The following is a 17,696-nucleotide window of genomic DNA, read 5'->3' as shown; positions in this document are numbered from 1 at the left end:
CGGTGAGGCTGGTGCGATGGCTTTGCGGGCGGATCATGAGGCTCGTTCCTGAGCGACTCCTCGGCCAGGTGCTGCCGCGTGCGTACCGGTTCGATCCGAGGGAACTGCCTCCCGCACCGCAGGCCCCCGCGGCACCTCGAAGGCTTTACATCACTCCGGCGAACTTCGCCGGACAGGGTTGGCAATGGGCTCACGCGATCACCGAGCATGTGCCGGATGCCGCGGCCGTCAATATGGCGGTGCGTTCGGGCGACGGCTTCGCGCACCCGACCGACTACTCGGTCCCGCTCGGGTTCTACACGGCCTCCCGCCGGTGGCAGCGGCGCGAGCGAGACATCGTCTCGCGGGGCTTCACGCACGTTCTCGTCGAGGCCGAACGGCATCCGTTCGGTGCCGTCCTGGACGAGACAGTGTCGTCCCAGGTGCGGCGCTTGATTCGTCATGGCGTGGGGGTCGTCATGCTGTGTCACGGAACCGACATCCGCCTTCCGAGCCGGCATGCGGCGGCGAACCCTGACTCACCGTTCCTGGGCTCGCTGGCCGAGGCGGCGCCGTCACTCGAACGGGTCGCCGCACGCAATCGGAGGCTTCTCGACGAACTCGGGCTTCCCGTGCTTGTCACGACGCCCGACCTCATCCTCGATGTGCCGTACGCGCACTGGCTTCCGTCGATCATCGAGCCGGAGCGCTGGGCGACCGCGTCAGGAGTGTTGCAGCGGACCCGTCCCGTCGTCGTTCACGCCCCCAGCTCAGCGGCGACGAAAGGTTCCCAACAGATCGATCCGATCCTTTCGAGGCTGGATGCCGAAGGAGTGATCAGCTATCGTCGCGTCTTCGGTGTGCCATTCTCCGAGATGCCCGGTTTGTACGCCGACTCCGACATCGTCGTCGACCAGATCAGTTTCGGCGACTACGGCGTCGTTGCGCTCGAAGCGATGGCAGCGGGGCGCGTTGTCGTGAGCCATGTGAGTCCACATGCACGCTCTCAGGTTCTCGGAGCCACCGGGTTCGAGGTGCCGGTCGTCGAAGCGACAGCGGCTCGGCTCGACGAGGTCGTTCGCGGTATTGTGACGGATCGGCAGCGGTACCGCGAGGTCGCGAGACAGGCTGTCGACTTCGTGACCGAGATACACGACGGCCGCCGGTCGGCTGGAATTCTCGCGGAATACCTGCGCTGAGTCAGTTCCTGGCCGTCGGAATCCCGAAGGTGATCCCCAACGACGTGGCGCGATGGTCGTAATAGGCCTCCGTCACTCTCTGGGCACGGAGCGCCTTCCAGGCCGTCCTCACCGCCGGCATGTCGGCGGCGATCGCGATGTCGGCTGCAGCCAGTGCTTCCATTGCGTCCCGGCTACCCCGCACCGTGCGCCAGAAGACTCGTCCGGCATCCACGGGCCCCATCGAGTTGAGGAGCCGCCCGATCGGGAAGGTCGCGAGTCGCCGAAACAGCGCCGTGGCCCCGAGGCGACTCAGGACTCGGTCGATCGCACTTGGCTGCGTCGCTGCCAGGTTGACGTGGGCGGCCAGTCCGGGGATCGGACGGTCGAGGCCGTTCGAGATGAGCGTGACCGAGACACCGTCGGTTGACGACTCGATGAGTTGCTGAAGCCGGGACGGTTCGCCGGCGAGCGCCGAGAGCTGAGAGGCGTCGTGACGCGAACCGATGATGACAACGATCGACCTGATCATGCTCCAACTCCGTTCCCGATGAGCTCGCTCAGCGCCGTGATTCTCGGTAGGAGCTGCTCATCGCGGGCCAGGTGCTGCGCCCACTCCTGGGCCGCCAGGATCTCGTGGTTCGTCATGGTGGCTGCGAATTCGGACGCCGCGACGATCGCGTGCGCGAACGCCTCAGCGGATACCTCGTCGGCGGCAAAGAGTGACGGGTAACCGTCGAGCACGCTCGTCGCCGCGGAAATGGGGTCATGCAGGGCCGCGATCGGAAGACCGGTGGCCGCATACTCGAACACCTTTCCGCTCGTCACGTAGCGACTCCTGCTGATGATGAGGAGGAGAAGATCGAATTCGCTGTAGACCGCCGACACCTGGGTCTTGGAGACCGGGCCGGCATAGATCACCCGATCGTCCCGGAACTCATCCAGCAGGGCGGCCGCCTCTGGATCCGGTTCAGCGAAGTGGCCGAGTCGGCCGCGGAAGACGAGGGAAGCCGAGGCGAGCACCGACGACCGCTGCCTCGCGAGCCGCCACCCTTCGAGCGTTTCTCGGAGGGGTATCGGGCCGTAGATTGTCCCCAGGTAGCCGACGGTGAGGTCGGCAGGTCGCGTGCGCTTCTCGATCTTCGAACGATCGAGGAATGCCGGGTCGAATCCGTTCGCCACCACGTGGAAGCGATTCGCACGCTCCGGATGATTCTGGGCGTGCCAGTCGCGGATCGGCGCGTTGACGAACCAGGCCTCGATCGCATGATCGAGCATCCGTCGTTCCAGTCGATTGGAGCGACTCCGCCGTGACCCGACCCGCTTCCCGGTGTAGACGTTCAAATGCCATGCGTCGCGGTGATCCATCACGTAGGGCACGCCGAACCGGCGATAGAGGTGATCGCCGGGCACAAAGTCCACGTTTGGATTGGCCGTTCCGACCACGAGCGACACGGGATCGGCTTCGTGGATCGACTGGGCGGCGGCGGCGAGTGGTCTCCGCCATGACCCGTACGCGACCTCGGGAAAGCCTGCGAGCGCGCGCAGCCAGCGCAACCCGTTCCACAGCAACGGCGAGAAGATTCGCAGCCGGGACCACTTCGCGAGGTCGCCCTCGCCGCGGTCGGGGTCGAACGGGATGCGAACAACCTTGATGTCCGGATGAATGGAGGTCTCCGCCTCCGGATCGGTGCCGTTGAGGCGCTCGAAGGTCTCCCGCGTGGCCGTGAGAACGGTCACCCGCCAGCCTTCCCGCGCGAAGCCGTTCGCGGTCGCGAGAGCGCGATACATTCCGGCGCCGCGCGAGGGCGGATAGCCCCAAGCGACGTAGAGAACGTGCGGGCGGGCGTCCGGCAGGCCGGCCGCAACGGGAAGATCGGTCATCGCTTTCAGTTTAGGCGACGCCATCCGGGATTCCGGCCGGGGGAGATCGGCAGCCACCTAGGATTGCAGCATGCTGGTATTGAGTGTCGTGGGCGCGCGCCCGCAGTTCGTGAAGCTGGCTCCGATCTCGACGGCGATGAGCGGTCGCATCGATCACGTGGTGGTGCATACGGGCCAGCACTACGACGAGCTCATGTCGGACGTGTTCTTTCGCGATCTGGGCATCCCCGATCCCGACGCCAACCTCGCCATCGGCTCGGGCAAGCATGGGCAGCAAACCGGCGCGATGCTTGCCGGACTGGAGCCGTTGATCGAGCAGTACCAGCCGGACTGGGTGCTCGTCTACGGCGACACCAACTCGACGCTCGCCGCCGCCATCGCCGCCGTCAAACTTCACGTCCCGGTGGCACACCTCGAGGCGGGTCTGCGCTCGTTCAATCGACGGATGCCTGAAGAACACAATCGGGTGCTCACAGACCATGCTGCAGACCTGCTCCTTGCCCCGACGAAAGTCGCCATGGATCACCTCGCAACCGAGGGACTCGCCGAGCGAAGTGTGCTCGTCGGCGATGTCATGACGGATGTCCTCTATCGCGTTCGCGGGCGCGTGCTCGCCGATCCGCCGCCGCTCCCCGCTGGTGTCGAACGCGGTCGATTCCACGTCGCGACCCTGCACCGCCCAGACAACACCGATGACCCAAAGCGGCTCTCTGAGATCCTCGAACAACTCGCCGCACTCGAGATGCCCGTGCTGCTCGCTGCGCATCCGCGTCTCGTGCACCTCGCGGCCGAGTACGGCATCCCCCTGGAGTCCGGATCGATCCGGCCGATCCCGCCGCTCGCCTATCCCGACCTGGTGTCGGCGGTGCTGCAGAGCGCAGGCGTCGTGACCGACTCGGGGGGGCTCCAGAAGGAGGCGTTCCTGCTCCGGGTTCCCTGCACGACGATTCGGCCGGAGACCGAGTGGGTGGAGACGGTCGAACTCGGGTGGAATCGCCTCGTGAGCGAGGATCTCAGCGTGCTGCGAGAGACCGCCGAGCGCTCAACCCCCGCACCGACCGATGCGGCGCCGTATGGGGACGGCCACGCGGCGGAGCAGGTCGTCGACGCTCTGCTGGCCCACGCGCCCTGAGTCAGTCGCCCGCGAGGCCGGCTAGTTTCGCCTGGTTGGCAAAGTCGGGAACCGTCTTGATCAGTTCCTCGAAGGTGCCCGACGCCGCGATCTCGGCGTCGCGCATGAAGAAGATCTGATCCGACGCCTTCACGGTGGCGAGGCGATGCGCCACCGTCACGATTGTCATCGAACCGCGAAGGTGGCGGATGGCGTCGGTGACGGCGGCTTCGGTTGCCGTGTCGAGCGCACTTGTCGCCTCATCCATGACGAGTACGAGAGGCTCCGCGTAGAGGGCGCGCGCGATTCCGAGTCGTTGGCGCTGCCCGCCGGAAAGGGACAGGCCGCGCTCGCCGATGGGGGAGTTGATTCCACCCTCGCGCGCCTCGATGATGTCGAGGAGCTGAGCCTTGTCAAGTGCCCGCCGTACGCGATCGGGATCGAAGCCGTCGGCCCAGGTGAGCGCGACGTTCTGCGCGACGGATGCATCGAAAAGCGAAACGTCCTGGGGCACATAGGCGACGCGGGAACGCCACGCTCGCGAGACATCGGCGAGCGGCACCCCGTCGATCTCGATCGTTCCCTCGGTGGGCTCGACGAGACCGAGGAGGATGTCGACCATGGTCGACTTCCCGGCACCGGAGACGCCCACGAACGAGACTGTCGACCCGAACTCGATCGAGAGATTCACCCCTCGAACGGCGTCGGGAGCGTCAGGCCGGTAACGGAAGCAGAGGTTCTCGGCCGTGATCCGGCGCGGGTTCTCGGGTAGCGGGTGCTGCACGCGAGCGACGCTTTCTGCGCTCGACTCCTCTGATCGCCGGATTTCATCGAGGACCCTGCGCACGTCGGGCGTACTCACAGCGACCTGAGAGGCAATTGACTGCATCCGTACGACAGAGGGCGCCATCCGGAAGCCCGCGAGGCCGAACAGGGCTACGGCGGTCGCGGCACCGGCGAAGCTGCCAACCAGGTACCCCGTGATGCCGACGAGGATGAAGCCGCCGACGAGCCCCGATTCGAGGACGTATCGGGGCACTTGATTGAGGAACTGCGCGTTGGATCGAGCCCGCGTCGTGTGCGTTCGATTCCGGCGGACGACGGCGGCCGCCTCCCCGGCCTTGTTTCGGAGAGTGACTTCCTTCAGTGCGCCGACCATCTCGGTGATGAGCCGGGAGCTTCGCAGCGAGTAACGAAGCGCCACCCGCCCGGCCTCTCGCGATCGCCGGGTGATCCAGAAGAACATGACGGCGCCGAGCAGCCCCAGGTAGACGACCGTCATGAGCGCTACGAGCGGTTGTACTACCGCGAGAACGGCGACGACGGTGACGAAGCTGAAGATCTCGCCGGGCAGCGTCGTGAGGGGGCGGAGGAAACTCGACACTGTTGCTGAGACGCTGCTGTCGGTGAGACGCACGACATCCGCAGAGTTGCGTTTGAGCCGTTCCACCCAGCTCGAGGCGATGTACGAGTCGAAGAGGCGCGATCCGATCTCGAGTTCGAACCTCGCGAAGGTACGCGTCGCCCTCCAGATGACTGCGACGGAGAGCACTCCCTTGACGATGATGAGCAGGCAGACGAGCCCGAGCATGATGATGAGGCCGAGGTCGGAGATTCGGCCGAAGACGGGAAGGACGAGCGGCGCCCCACTGATGATCGGGGTGATGACGACGGCGAGCAGTCCGAGCGCGGATGCGTCGAGGATCGAGAGCAACGACAGCGACATCGAGTAGATGACGAGGAAGCGCTGTGAGGCCGGTGGTAGGAGAGTCAGGACGTCGCGGTAGAGCTTCAACATGGCGTTCACCGGTCGTCTCCGTTTGGTCGAGAAATCTCGTAGCAGTCTAGTTGTCGCTCGGCACCGTCGATCGGAGGCCGACCACTGCGTCCACCGCTGCAGCCCCGCGATCGGCAGCGCCGCGCAAAGAATAATTCGCGTCGAGCCAGTCGAGGGTGGAGCGGCCGAGCCTGCGGCGGGGCGCCCGCAACGCGTCGAGCATGGCCCCGGCAACCTGCCGGGCATCCCAATCTACCGACCAGCCGAGATTGTGATCCGTGACGAGTTCGCGCAGAGGCCCTACTCCGGCGAACACGACAGGAGTCCCGCAGCTGACACTGGCGAGGGTCTTGGTGGGGAACGCGAAGTCATATCCCTGCCCCGGACGCACCGAGGCCAGGCTCGCGGTCGCGCCCCGAGTCCATCGTGCGACCACCTCGGCGTCGACAAAGCCGGGAAAGGCCACCCGGTTGCCAAGAGGGGCGGCTTTGGCCGTGAGTAAGTCGATGTCGACACCGCCGCCGAACATGACGAGTCGGGCATCCGGATGCTCCGCCGCCACGAGTTCGAACGCGTCGACGAACACCGCGGCACCCTGAAATTCCGACATCGTCCCGGCGTAGAGGAAGTACGGCGGCTCGGCGTCTTCGGCCTCGCCGTCCGGACTGAACAGTGCGGTATCGATGCCAGTGCCGATGACCGAGATCTTTGCCGGGTCGGTTCCGAGCTGTTCGAGTTCGTTCCGCACTCCGTCGGAGATGGCGAGAATCTCGGCGGCACCCCGCAGGGCCCATCGCTCCATCGCCGTGACCGCGCGCCGCACGATGCCGCTGACCTTGACCGCCGTGAGCGCCGAGGACATGACGTCGGCCGAGAAATAGACGTAGGGCACACGGCGCATCGCGCAGGCTATGCGGGTGACGACGCCCGTGGTCGGCGGCGGCTCGGCGACGACTACATCGGCGCGGGGGCCGAAGAGAAGCCGGAACAGGAGTGGGACGTCAAAACTCAGGTATTGCAGGTAGCCGCGCACAGCGCCGGACCGATCACGCAGAACCGGCCAGCGGCGAACCCGGGTCGAACTGCGTCGAGCACCTGGTGACTTCGTTGTGAGCACCGTCACGCGGTAGCCGAGGCGCTCGAGGGCGCGGGTGAGATTACCGAGCCGATAAGCGGCAGCCGCGGCCTCTGGTTCGTATACACGAGTCGCGATGGTCGCCCGGCGGGGAGTCGTCGCGCCGGTCAGGGTGCGGTCGTTCACAGTGGACCGGTTCGCCTGGCCGCCGAGATTGCAGCCAGAAAGATCGAGCCCTCCGCTTCGGCATTGAGGTCATGCGCTGCCCGGTCCGAGGCCTGCTTGAAACGCGTGACGTCCTCAACGGTGAGGTCGCCGATCGTTCGCGCCAGGTCCTGGGCACTCCACCCCTCGATCACGACCCCGTTACCATACTCGCGCACGATCTCGGCCATCATGGGACTGTCGCCGATGACCAGTCCGAGCCGCCCCTGTATCGCCTCGAACAACTTGTTGGGCAACGCGAACCGGAGATTCGGCGTCGTCGGTGGGAAGAACATGACCTCGAGGTCGTATTCGTTGATCGTCGCGCTGATCTCCGTCATCGGAATGGCCGGAAGGATCTGCACACGCCCCTCCAACGGCGCGGTCAGGGCGGTGAGCTCGGCGACGACGTGGGGGACGTCCGTGAGAATGAAGGTCATCGTGAATCGATCGTCGATGGAAGGCAGGGCATCCACGATCTGGCGTAAACCACGGCTCCAGCTGGCCATGCCGTGGTAGACCAGACGAATCCGATCCGGCTCGACGGGACGAGGATTCTGCGCGATGAACGGAGGGATGTTGCGCACGATGACGGGAAGCGTGAAGCCGAAATCTCGGGCGTACATGTCCGCGAGCCGTGTCGCGACGGTGGTCCTCGAATCGATCGTGGGATGTCCGATCAGCGAACGCCGCCAGCGATAGTAACGGTCGCCGAGAACGCGGCGAATCGACACGAGGGGGAGTCGCGGGTCTCGGTACTCATGCAAGTCGAGATGAATCCGACCGCGCCGGGCCGTGGGCGGAAAAATGTGGCTCATCGTGAGCAGCGGGAGGAAATCGTAGTCCTCGAAAACAATCAAGTCGTACTCCGACGAGCCAACGCGATCGAGGACTTCGCGCGGAATCCGTTCGGCCATGAGGTGCCGAAAACGGGCGGCCCGGGGTAGGACTCCGTAGGTGATCAGTCGGCCCCACAGGCTTTTCGTCCAGGAGGCGAGAGGGCCGAGTGCGAAGTGTTCCCTGACGGATGGAGATGGATGCCGACCCAATCCGAGCGTGTCGACGGCCCACCCGTCGGACGCGAGCCATTCGATCTGCAGCCGTACACGCGGATCGCTGAACAGATCGGAATAACTGATCAATAGCGCGGTCTTGGATTGGCTGGACATGGCGAGTCAAGCCTAGCCGGGCACTCCCGCCATCACGCCCGCGGCTGCTCGGGGGAAAATTACTTGCCGCCGTGAGAAACTATGGGTCATGGGCCGGACCTGGGTAATTGTCCCGATGTACAACGAGGGCAGCATGATCGGCTCGGTCGTCTCCGAGCTTCGCGAGCACTTCGAGTTCGTCGTGTGCGTCGACGACGGTTCCGCCGACGACTCGGTCGCCGCAGCCAGGGCCGCCGGCGCGGTTGTGGTCACCCATCCGATCAACCTCGGCCAGGGGGCGAGCCTGCAGACCGGTTTCGACTACGCACTCCTCGATCCGCTCATGACCGACGTGGTCACTTTCGATGCCGACGGGCAGCACCAGGTGGCGGATGCCGTCGGCATGGTTGCACAGCTGCGGTCGGATGGCCTCGACGTGGTCATCGGGTCGCGATTCCTCGACGGCCGTACCCAGATGACGCGGCTCAAGCGTGGAACACTTCGACTGGCTGCCTGGTACACGCGCGCCACGACCGGCGTCGCACTCACGGATGCGCACAACGGCTTGCGCGTCCTGGGTCGCGACCTCCTGACCCGCATCCACTTGCATCAGAACCGGATGGCGCACGCTTCGGAGCTGATCGACCAGATCGGCGGCAGCAATGCGCGCTGGGCGGAGTATCCCACCCACATTGTCTACAGTGAATACTCCAAAGCGAAAGGCCAATCCGTGCTGAACTCGATCAACATCCTCGTCGAGCTTCTCTTCAGGTGATCACCGTGACGCTCATATTCCAAATCCTCGCCGTCGTGGTCATCCTCATCGCAGCTTTCTTCATGTTGCGGGGAGGCGGGGCCAGGCACCAGGCCATCCGACGCATCCTGATGCTGCTGTTCATCGTGGCGGCGGCATCGTCGGTATTTTTCCCGCAGGTGTGGACCTGGGCCGCGCACCTGATCGGCATCGGGCGCGGTGCGGACCTGCTTCTGTACTTCCTTGTGCTCACCTTCCTCGGGTTCGTCGCGTCGACCTACCGGCGCTTCCGCAACCTCGAGCACGACGTCACGGAGCTGTCGCGACAAGTTGCCCTGGTCACGGCTCCGCAACCAACAACCCATCAGGATGAGTCCAGTTGACCTCACTGGCGGCTGCGGCGAAGGCCACGGCAAAGCGAGTTGTCCGCCCGCTGTATGCAGCGCTTCCCGAAGAGATCGCAAGGCGTATCGTCCCGCGGTCGGAACGATATGAACGCGGGAGCGTTCCTCGCAACCCATCTCCACCGTCGACACCGGTGCGCCTGTTCATCGGCCCTGGCAATCTGGCGGGACAAGGTTTTCGCTGGGCTCGCGCAGCGGAGCGATTTTTGGTGGGCGTCGGCGCAGTGTCGATGTCCGGCCCACGCGCCACTGGGTTCGCCTTCGAGGTCGACCAGCGCGTTCCGTTCTACGTGTACCGATGGTCTACCGGCTGGCGGCGCGCCCAGCTTTCGGCCGTGCTCGACAACTACACTCACGTGATCGTGGAATCTGGAACCCCTCTCTTCGGCGACGCTCTCGGCCGTTCGGCCGCGGACGACATCCGACTCTGCCAGCGACGCGGACTCGGAGTGGCGCTGCTGTTCCACGGCAGCGACATCCGTCTTCCCAGCCGCCACGCCGAGCGAGTCGCGTGGTCACCGTTCGTCGCCGGGCTCGACTCTTCGACGACGGTGCTTGAGGCCAGAGCACTCGTCAACGCGACGTTGGTAGAGAAGCTCAAGGTTCCCGTGTTCGTGTCGACTCCCGATCTGCTCGTCGACCTGCCGGAGGCTCAATGGCTTCCCGTCGTCGTCGAAGTCGCGGCGTGGCGTGCCCCGACCCAGCCATTTGCCCACGACGGTCCGCCCGTCGTCGCTCATGCACCGAGTCGCGCCAGCCTCAAAGGCTCCGATCTCATTGACCCGGTTCTCGAGGCGCTCGAGAACGAAGGCCTTGTGCGCTACCGCCGCATCCAGGGTGTGGCGTCACGCGACATGCCGGATGTCTATCGCAATGCAGACATCGTGATTGACCAATTGCGACTGGGCATTTACGGCGTCGCCGCATGCGAAGCGATGGCGGCGGGCCGCATCGTCGTCTCCCACGTGAGTGAGCAGGTTCGCGAGTACGTCGCCAGAGCGATGGGAGCTGATCTGCCCGTTGTCGAGGCAACGGCGGACAGTCTCGAGTCGGTCCTCCGAGACATCGTCGCGGCTCCCGCGCCCTATCTCGAGACGGCTGCGGCGGGTATTCGTTTCGTGGAAGCCGTTCATGATGGACGCGTCTCGGCGCAGGTGCTCGGTTGGTTCCTGGGGGCGCCGCCGGCTGATGTCTAGGCCATGGGATCAGCCACGAGTTCGGGAGCGTGCGATGCCTACGGCGGTGCGGACTCGTGGGACCACCATCGCACGGGCCCACTTCCGCACTGACATCCAGGGCCTGCGTGCCGTTGCGGTGCTTCTCGTGCTCGTCTACCACGCAGGTTTCGCCGTGCCAGGAGGGTTCGTCGGCGTCGACGTGTTCTTCGTGATCTCCGGCTTCCTCATCACCAACCACCTTCTCGCAGAGATCTCCGCAACCGGTCGCCTCGACTTCGCGAGGTTCTATGCGCGCCGTGCCCGCCGGATCCTTCCGGCGTCATTCCTGGTGTTGATCCTGACGGTCATCGTCGCGCATTTTCTGCTTCCTCCCGCACTCGTCGCAGGGATGGTCCGGGACGCCATCGCCACTGCACTGTACTTTCCGAACATCCTCTTCGCGATCGACGGAACGAACTATCTCGCCGAGACGGCACCGTCGCTGTTCCAGCACTATTGGTCGCTCGGGGTCGAGGAGCAGTTCTACCTCCTCTGGCCGCTCGCTCTCGTCGCACTGTGGCTGCTCACCCGCCGATCGAAGAAGGTTCTCGTCGGGTGCGTTTCCGTTCTCGTCGTGGCGTCGTTGGTGCTGGGCGTCATTCTCACCTACCAATCCCAACCGTGGGCATTCTTCTCCCTGCCCTCCCGTGCCTGGGAGCTCGGGACGGGAGCACTCGTCGCCATCGTGGGACCGCGACTCCTTGCGCGGCTGGGCGGGATGCCGGCGGCGATACTGGGTTGGATTGGACTCGCGGCGATTGTCGGGAGCGGATTCATTCTGAACTCCACGACGGCGTTCCCAGGATTCGCGGCGATCCTTCCCGTCGCGGGTGCTGGGCTCGCCGTCTTGTGCGGCGAGCAGGCTGGTAGACAGGGCCCGGGCGTCCTCCTGAGCACTCGTCCCATGCAGTTCCTTGGGACGATCTCCTATTCCCTGTATCTGGTGCACTGGCCGTTGCTCATCCTTCCCACTCAGCTGGGCGGACAGTCAGTAACGCTTCCGTGGTTTGTGACCGGGTTCCTCGCGGTACTGGCCGTCGTGCTCGCCTGGGCGATGTACCGATGGGTGGAGAATCCGTTCCGCCAATCGAAGGCGCTCACGAAACGCAGACCTCGAGTCACTCTCTTCGCGGCAGCCAGTGTCTCGCTGTTTGCGGTCGTGCTCGCTTTGGGTGTCGGCGCGGCGGCGCGGAATGCCCCGTCGAGCTCCGATCAGAAAGCTCAGGATCCAACCTCGCTCATCGCGAATCCGACATTCACGGATTTCGTACCGACGAACATGGTGCCGTCAATCGCCGCGGCGAGCACCGACATCCCGCTCATCTACGGCGACGGCTGTCACTACGACGTCTCGAAGACCACCGTTCAGAATTGCGTGTACGGGGACTCTCAGTCGACTACGACAGTTGCACTGTTCGGGGACTCCCACGCCGCACAATGGTTTCCCGCATTGCTCGAGCTCGCCCAGCAACACAGTTTCCGACTTGAGGTCTATACCAAATCATCCTGCCCATCGTTCACCGTCGAAATTCTCGAGAATGGGGTTCCCTACAGTGCCTGCGACCAGTGGCGCGCCGCCGTTATCGACCACCTCAAGGTTGAACAGCCGGACGTGATCGTGTTGTCGAACCTCGGTGATTATCCGGACCAGGGACCCGGCGGCATTGCCACCGAACTCTGGACGTCGGGGTTGACCACGACCGTCCGCACATTGCCGCCGAGTTCGCACATTCTCGTGATCTCGGATACGCCGGCCTTCACCGGAACGCCAGCCCTGTGCTTGTCCGTGCACTTGAATGACGCCGACGCCTGTTCCAGACCGCGCGCGGACGCACTCGATGAGAATCGTGCTGCGGCCGAGAAAGCTGCGTCGGAAAGCGCTGGTGCCACCGTGCTCGATGTGAACGACTTTCTGTGCACGCAACAACAGTGTGGCGTGATCATCGGATCGACACTCGTCTATCGGGACTCCCACCACTTGACCGCCACTTTTGCGAAGGAGCTGGCGCCGGAGGTGTGGACCGGTTTGGGGCCCCTTCTCCCGCAGTAGGGGTGTCGGTCGGTTCACGGTAGCCGGGATCCCCCGTTGGGGGATCGCGATCCGGGCACAGATCCGCTAAGAATGATGTGGGCGTTCGGGGGAACTCATGATGATGAAACAGGCGACAGCGCGGACGCGCCGCGCACACCTTGGGGTATTGGCGTTACTCGCGAGCTTCTCGGTCGTTCTCGGGGGACTGCAGTCGGCGAATGCACTGGACGTTCCCGCGCCATGGGCCGCACAGTCCCCGCAGGTCATCCACATCGGCAATCCGGCGCTCGCAGACCAGCCACAGCTCAGTATCGAAGGGACGGTGCTGGTTGTCGCAATCGACAGCGGGACCGACTCGCGCACCGAATACTCAGTCGCCACCGAATCGGGCACCGTCCGCATCGGCGGCGATGTGGACGTGCTCACCGGTGGTAGCACCTTCACCGGTACTGTCGCGCTTCCAGCCTCGCTCACCGACCGGGCATCCGGGTGGATGAAATCGCGTATCAAGGGCTCGGCCCTCGCGCCGATCAGCGCCACCGCCGTCGAGGGATCACAGCTTCTCGTGCTCGCCCAGACCGAGACCGAACCGCTTCAGGTCGTGACGGCGAGCATCACACTGGCGAGTATTTCGATCGGTACGGCGGCGCACACCGTGGATGTCGCCGTCCTCAATGGCGCAGCCTTCAGCGACACCGATGTCGACACGAACGTCGCAGGACTCAATACGTTCTGGACGGGGCAGTCGAGCGGTGCGATCACGAGTGTGACCCGGCCGGGCGCAGTGCAGCGCTATACCTCCCCATTCCTCGACGCATGCCAGTCCGACTCGCAGTGGCAGAACGACGTTTGGGCCGAGGCTGCCGCCAAGTTCGGGAAGACGATCGGCGACTACTTCAGTGCGTCGGGTCGTCACCTGATCGTGCTCGCCAACGTCCCTCCCTCGTCGTCCACCAACTATTGCAGTGAGGGCATCGGCAGTGTCGGCGGTGGCGTCAACGGCGGTGGCATCGTCATCGCCAATATCGCGCATTCCATCGACCTTCAGACGATCGCCCACGAGTTCGGACACAATCTGGGTCTCGGCCACGCGGACGTGCACGAGTGCGCGAACGACCTGCTCGTCGAGGGGACGTCAGCGCAGGGTTGCAAGGATTACGAGTACGAGGATCTGTACGACGTCATGTCCATGGGATTCGAGTACCCGGGCATCGGCAACACGAACCAGCTTGCAGCGCTCAACGTGACAGACAAGGTGAAGTTGGGTTTCCTTCCCTCCGGCGACCTCAGCGTCGTCACGGCGCACAGCACGTCCGTGGCGCTGGCACCGGCATCCGCCTCTAGCGGCATTCGCGGAGTGCAGGTGGCAGACCCCACCACGGGCGACACCTACTTCGTCGAATATCGCGCCGGTACGGGAATGGATTCGGGGGCGTTCTACACGAAGTCCTTCCCCGCTGGAGCTCCACCGATTGTCGCGAGCCTGCGCCCCGGCGTTCGCATTCTGAAGCTGCGCGGGACATTGCCGGGGAACCACACGGTCGCACTCGCCCTGCTGAAGCAGCCGGGTGACCCGGTCAAAATGCTCGCCATGAAGGCAGGCGACGTGTTCCACACGCCGAGTGGCGGTCTCTCCGTGAACTTCACGGGAGTGTCAGGGGGAGGTGCCGTTCTCACCGTCACGCGAAACAGCCTGCCGGACACGCAGCGGATCGCCGGAGCCGACCGGTACGCCACCGCTGTCGAGGTCTCGAAGAAGGCGTTTCCGACGCCCGGCGCCGGAATCCCTGTGGTCTATGTGGCGCAGGGCGCCAACTATCCCGACGCCCTCGCTGCTGCTCCAGCGGCCGTCGAGGAGGGCGGCCCACTGCTGCTGACCGACAGCAACGTACTGACCCCCATCGTCACGGCCGAGATTCAGCGGCTGAACCCGGCCAAGATCGTCGTCGTCGGGGGCACCGGCGTCATCAAGCCGGCCGTGTTCACCGCGCTTTCCGCTCTCGTGCCGCCGGGCAAGACGATCCGGCTGGGCGGGGCGGACAGGTATGAGACCGCCCGTCTGGTCGTGAGATACGCATTCCTGGACAACGGCGGGACCGGCGCTGCAACAGCCTACGTCGCGACGGGGACAGGATTCCCGGACGCCCTCTCCGCTTCGGCGGCGGCCGGAGCGGTCGGAAGTCCTGTCGTCCTCATCAACGGTTCCCTGAATTCAGTGGACGCGGCGACGAAGGCGCTGCTGCAGGATCTCGGGGTCACCCAGGTGCGGATCGCCGGTGGCACCGGTGTAGTGACTTCCGGTGCTGCGACCTCGCTCGCAACGGTGGCGACAGTGACTCGATTCGCCGGCAACGACCGGTTCGACACGAATCACCGTGTGAACTCCGCGATCTTCTCAAGTGCAGACACGGTCTATCTCGCCACCGGCTTGCAGTTTCCGGATGCCCTCGCGGGCGCTGCGCTCGCAGGTGCGAGGGGGGCGCCGCTCTATCTCGTGCAGACGCAGTGCATTCCCGCGACGATCAGGTCGGACATCATCGCGGGGGGCGCTTCGACCGCTTGGCTCATCGGTGGCACCGGCGTGCTCACCGCCAGGGTCGCGTCGTTCGCGTCGTGCTGAGGCACGGGTCACTCACGGCGAACAGGCCGCCAGGTCGTTCACGCGGGAAGTCAGGACCCCGGTTCCACCGAGAAGTGTGATGCGTTCGATTCGGAAGGGTGCGAGTTCGTCGAGGACAACGGGGGGCACGCAGTTCGGACGGACCAGGTAGAGCGGCGCGGAGTTGAAGGCGGCAAGCGGGGCACCGGACAACGCATCCGCGAATCCGGTCCCGGTCGCGAAGAAGGCCTGCGAGGGACCGCCGAAGAACGCGTGGGCGATGAGTGCTGAGGTTTCATAGCGGTCGGCACCTCCTAGCCGGGCGGTTGGCTTCGGAATTCCCAGAGAGTCGATGTCTCGCTGAATTCCTGCGGAAACGACTCCGGTACCCCCGGCGATGTAGACCTTGTCGAGATACGGGAAGGAAAGAAGCAGGGACTTCGTGGAGTCATCAAGGTGATCGAGCCCGCCATCGACAAGGATCACCGGGGCGTGAATCTGGTTCGCAGCGCTCGCTGCAGACAGCGCATCCGGGAACGAACGGCCGGTTGCGATGATCACGTACGCGTTGCCCAGAGAGAGAAATGCGTCCTCCGCGATGGCACGCGATGTTGCGAATCGATCGGGGCCGGCAATGCGTTCGGGCGGATTCGCGCTCAACGCTGAGAGCTCATTGAACACTGCAGTGGAGACGACTCCCGTTCCACCGACGACGACAATGCGGCTGGGCTTCAGGCGGAGCAACTGCGTGCGCACGGGACTGGGCAGGTAATCCCGCGCCGTCAGTAGCAAGGGGGCATTCCAGCGGGCTGCAGCTGCAGCGGCACTCAGGGCGTCAGGGTAACCGCCACCGTTAGCCACGTACACCACCCCGCCAGTCGCGGTGAACGATTGCGCAATCTTCGCCGAAGTCTCGAAGCGATCCATTCCGGCGATGCGATTCATCGACGGCGGTGGACCATCGGCGGAGAGGCTCGCGTCGATGTGTTCCACGATCTGGTTGGTTTCGAGAATCACGCGGGCCGCGTCTGCGCGAGTCCACGCATCGACCCACCACTCGTTCGCGTACCCGACCGTGGTGGTGGAGAACTGCACTCGGTAATCTCCGGAGGGAAGACCGGTGATGAGATAATTCCCGCTGTTCGGGTCGACCGTCGTCTCGCCCTCAAGGCTGCCGCTGAGACCGTCCGGACTGTCGAGATAGGCACCGACGGTGACGCTTGCCGGACCGGACATCAGCGCCACGTGCCCGCTGATGCTGCCGAGATCGTTGACCGACGTCGGCACATCGACACTGTCGAGATGACTCGCGCCCTCAAGGAGCGTGAACGCCGGTGTCAGGGTCTCCTGGTAGCGAGCGTTGTCGACCTTCAATCGAAGTCGATAGGTGCCGGGGTACAGGTTGCGAAATTGTCCATACACCGTCGGCAGATAGGTCTGTTGTGTGGAGATCGTGGACCACTGCTCCGGAGCAGTTTGCCGCTCGAGCCGAGAGTAGACCGGGGTGTTCCAGGCGAGCTGCGCATCACAGTAGAGACAACTGATGCGATATTCTTCCAGCCCCGGTCGGACCATGCCGATATCGACGTCGGTGACGGATTGGCCCGTGGCGATCGTCATGGGGGGCGCGCCGGATAGGTTCATGGCGTTGCTCTGCCACCACTGGTCAAAGAACTTCTGAGAGTCGGGCCCGGTGCCTGCCATCCGGTCGTCCCGGAACTGCACGCGGTAATCTCCGGCCGGCAGACCGGTGATCGTGTAGTTGCCTGCCGCATCGCTGTTGGCGCTGTATGGCCGCTCGCCACTGATGCTCCCGGACCGGACGGCGACAGCCGTCACGTCGAGTTGGGGGACACCTGCACTGTCGGTGATGTTCCCGCTGATGGATGCGCCGGGCAGCAGAGTGATGTCGATCCCGGTTGTGTCGACAGAATAGTTGAGTGCGGGGTCGGAGGGGTCGAGCGACGAGGACGTGGTGCCATCGACGAAATTCCCGGAGCCCAGGTAGTCGAAATTGAGGGCGAGAATCGCCGGGGCGGACACCGTGATGTGGAAATCCCCGCTGGTATCGGTCTTGACCAGGTCGCTCGAGGTGAACCACTGGGGCTGCCATACGCGGTAGGCGACACCGACCTCATTGAGGCCTGCGCTGACGCCGGGGCTGCCTAGAGAGATGTGGCCACTGAGCGTGATGGTGGATGTCGTGTCCGCGATGCTCACCGTCGGCGCGCCGCCCAGGATGATCGTCCCGGCGGCCACGAGAGCCAAACCCGCGCGTCTCCAGGTCATCCGGCCGCACCGCCCCGGGGCGGAATCGAACCCATGGGCAGATTA

13 protein-coding genes are annotated in these 17,696 nt (G+C 64.7%); 7 read left to right on the top strand and 6 right to left on the bottom strand.

The window, feature by feature from the left end:
- Positions 1-35: 35 nt before the first annotated feature.
- Positions 36-1,178, top strand: coding sequence for a glycosyltransferase (locus BKA04_RS04550; RefSeq protein ID WP_104095348.1), 1,143 nt, complete (start codon positions 36-38; stop codon positions 1,176-1,178).
- Position 1,179: 1 nt separating this feature from the next.
- On the opposite strand, the gene BKA04_RS04545 is transcribed toward BKA04_RS04550, so the two are convergent.
- A complete protein-coding gene (locus BKA04_RS04545; RefSeq protein ID WP_104095347.1) occupies positions 1,180-1,689 on the bottom strand; it encodes a hypothetical protein in 510 nt (169 codons plus the stop codon).
- On the bottom strand, positions 1,686-3,041 hold the full coding sequence (locus BKA04_RS04540) for a glycosyltransferase family 4 protein (protein WP_167309669.1): 1,356 nt from the start codon (positions 3,039-3,041) through the stop codon (positions 1,686-1,688). Before BKA04_RS04540 ends, BKA04_RS04545 begins: the two co-directional genes overlap by 4 nt.
- Positions 3,042-3,111: 70 nt before the next feature.
- Between BKA04_RS04540 and wecB the strand changes: the two genes are divergently transcribed.
- Complete coding sequence (gene wecB / locus BKA04_RS04535; protein ID WP_104095345.1) at positions 3,112-4,173, top strand: non-hydrolyzing UDP-N-acetylglucosamine 2-epimerase; 1,062 nt, start codon at positions 3,112-3,114, stop codon at positions 4,171-4,173.
- A 1-nt stretch (position 4,174) separates the two neighbouring features.
- On the opposite strand, the gene BKA04_RS04530 is transcribed toward wecB, so the two are convergent.
- From BKA04_RS04530 to BKA04_RS04520, 3 genes are read right to left on the bottom strand one after another with little or no spacing between them, the layout of a single operon-like run.
- Positions 4,175-5,950 carry an ABC transporter ATP-binding protein gene (locus BKA04_RS04530; RefSeq protein WP_221234036.1) on the bottom strand — a complete coding sequence of 592 codons (1,776 nt, stop codon included), beginning with the start codon at positions 5,948-5,950 and terminating at the stop codon, positions 4,175-4,177.
- 46 nt (positions 5,951-5,996) lie between these two features.
- The gene (locus tag BKA04_RS04525; protein ID WP_232841958.1) at positions 5,997-7,190 is read right to left on the bottom strand and encodes a glycosyltransferase family 4 protein; all 1,194 of its coding nucleotides are present in this window, start codon (positions 7,188-7,190) and stop codon (positions 5,997-5,999) included.
- Positions 7,187-8,377 carry a glycosyltransferase family 1 protein gene (locus tag BKA04_RS04520; protein WP_134542237.1) on the bottom strand — a complete coding sequence of 397 codons (1,191 nt, stop codon included), beginning with the start codon at positions 8,375-8,377 and terminating at the stop codon, positions 7,187-7,189. Before BKA04_RS04520 ends, BKA04_RS04525 begins: the two co-directional genes overlap by 4 nt.
- A 115-nt stretch (positions 8,378-8,492) precedes the next feature.
- Between BKA04_RS04520 and BKA04_RS04515 the strand changes: the two genes are divergently transcribed.
- The 5 genes from BKA04_RS04515 to BKA04_RS04495 all read left to right on the top strand — a co-directional run bounded on the left by BKA04_RS04515 (position 8,493) and on the right by BKA04_RS04495 (position 15,383).
- A complete protein-coding gene (locus BKA04_RS04515) occupies positions 8,493-9,131 on the top strand; it encodes a glycosyltransferase family 2 protein (RefSeq protein ID WP_232842182.1) in 639 nt (212 codons plus the stop codon).
- Between the two features lie 5 nt (positions 9,132-9,136).
- Entirely contained in the window at positions 9,137-9,493 is a 357-nt protein-coding gene (locus BKA04_RS04510; protein WP_104095341.1) for a DUF2304 domain-containing protein, read from the top strand.
- A 230-nt stretch (positions 9,494-9,723) separates the two neighbouring features.
- The gene (locus tag BKA04_RS04505; RefSeq protein ID WP_104095340.1) at positions 9,724-10,710 is read left to right on the top strand and encodes a glycosyltransferase family protein; all 987 of its coding nucleotides are present in this window, start codon (positions 9,724-9,726) and stop codon (positions 10,708-10,710) included.
- A 34-nt stretch (positions 10,711-10,744) separates the two neighbouring features.
- Positions 10,745-12,781 (top strand): acyltransferase family protein, encoded by a 2,037-nt coding sequence (locus BKA04_RS04500; protein WP_104095339.1) that lies wholly within the window; start codon positions 10,745-10,747, stop codon positions 12,779-12,781.
- A gap of 148 nt (positions 12,782-12,929) precedes the next feature.
- Complete coding sequence (locus BKA04_RS04495; RefSeq protein ID WP_167309668.1) at positions 12,930-15,383, top strand: cell wall-binding repeat-containing protein; 2,454 nt, start codon at positions 12,930-12,932, stop codon at positions 15,381-15,383.
- A gap of 12 nt (positions 15,384-15,395) precedes the next feature.
- Here the strand turns inward: BKA04_RS04495 and BKA04_RS04490 are convergent, their stop codons facing one another.
- The gene (locus BKA04_RS04490; RefSeq protein ID WP_104095337.1) at positions 15,396-17,651 is read right to left on the bottom strand and encodes a cell wall-binding repeat-containing protein; all 2,256 of its coding nucleotides are present in this window, start codon (positions 17,649-17,651) and stop codon (positions 15,396-15,398) included.
- Positions 17,652-17,696 lie beyond the last annotated feature (45 nt).

Source organism: Terrimesophilobacter mesophilus (assembly GCF_014200375.1).
Taxonomy (GTDB): Bacteria; Actinomycetota; Actinomycetes; order Actinomycetales; family Microbacteriaceae; genus Terrimesophilobacter; species Terrimesophilobacter mesophilus.
This window is presented reverse-complemented; position numbering and strand designations above follow the sequence as displayed.

Bases quoted from the DNA above. Each gene is read 5' to 3' on its own strand.
- wecB (WP_104095345.1), top strand. From the start codon at position 3,112: ATGCTGGTATTGAGTGTCGTGGGCGCGCGCCCGCAGTTCGTGAAGCTG.
- BKA04_RS04515 (WP_232842182.1), top strand. From the start codon at position 8,493: ATGTACAACGAGGGCAGCATGATCGGCTCGGTCGTCTCCGAGCTTCGC.
- BKA04_RS04530 (WP_221234036.1), bottom strand. From the start codon at position 5,950: ATGTTGAAGCTCTACCGCGACGTCCTGACTCTCCTACCACCGGCCTCA.
- BKA04_RS04490 (WP_104095337.1), bottom strand. From the start codon at position 17,651: ATGACCTGGAGACGCGCGGGTTTGGCTCTCGTGGCCGCCGGGACGATC.
- BKA04_RS04520 (WP_134542237.1), bottom strand. From the start codon at position 8,377: ATGTCCAGCCAATCCAAGACCGCGCTATTGATCAGTTATTCCGATCTG.
- BKA04_RS04550 (WP_104095348.1), top strand. From the start codon at position 36: ATGAGGCTCGTTCCTGAGCGACTCCTCGGCCAGGTGCTGCCGCGTGCG.
- BKA04_RS04545 (WP_104095347.1), bottom strand. From the start codon at position 1,689: ATGATCAGGTCGATCGTTGTCATCATCGGTTCGCGTCACGACGCCTCT.
- BKA04_RS04540 (WP_167309669.1), bottom strand. From the start codon at position 3,041: ATGACCGATCTTCCCGTTGCGGCCGGCCTGCCGGACGCCCGCCCGCAC.
- BKA04_RS04500 (WP_104095339.1), top strand. From the start codon at position 10,745: ATGCCTACGGCGGTGCGGACTCGTGGGACCACCATCGCACGGGCCCAC.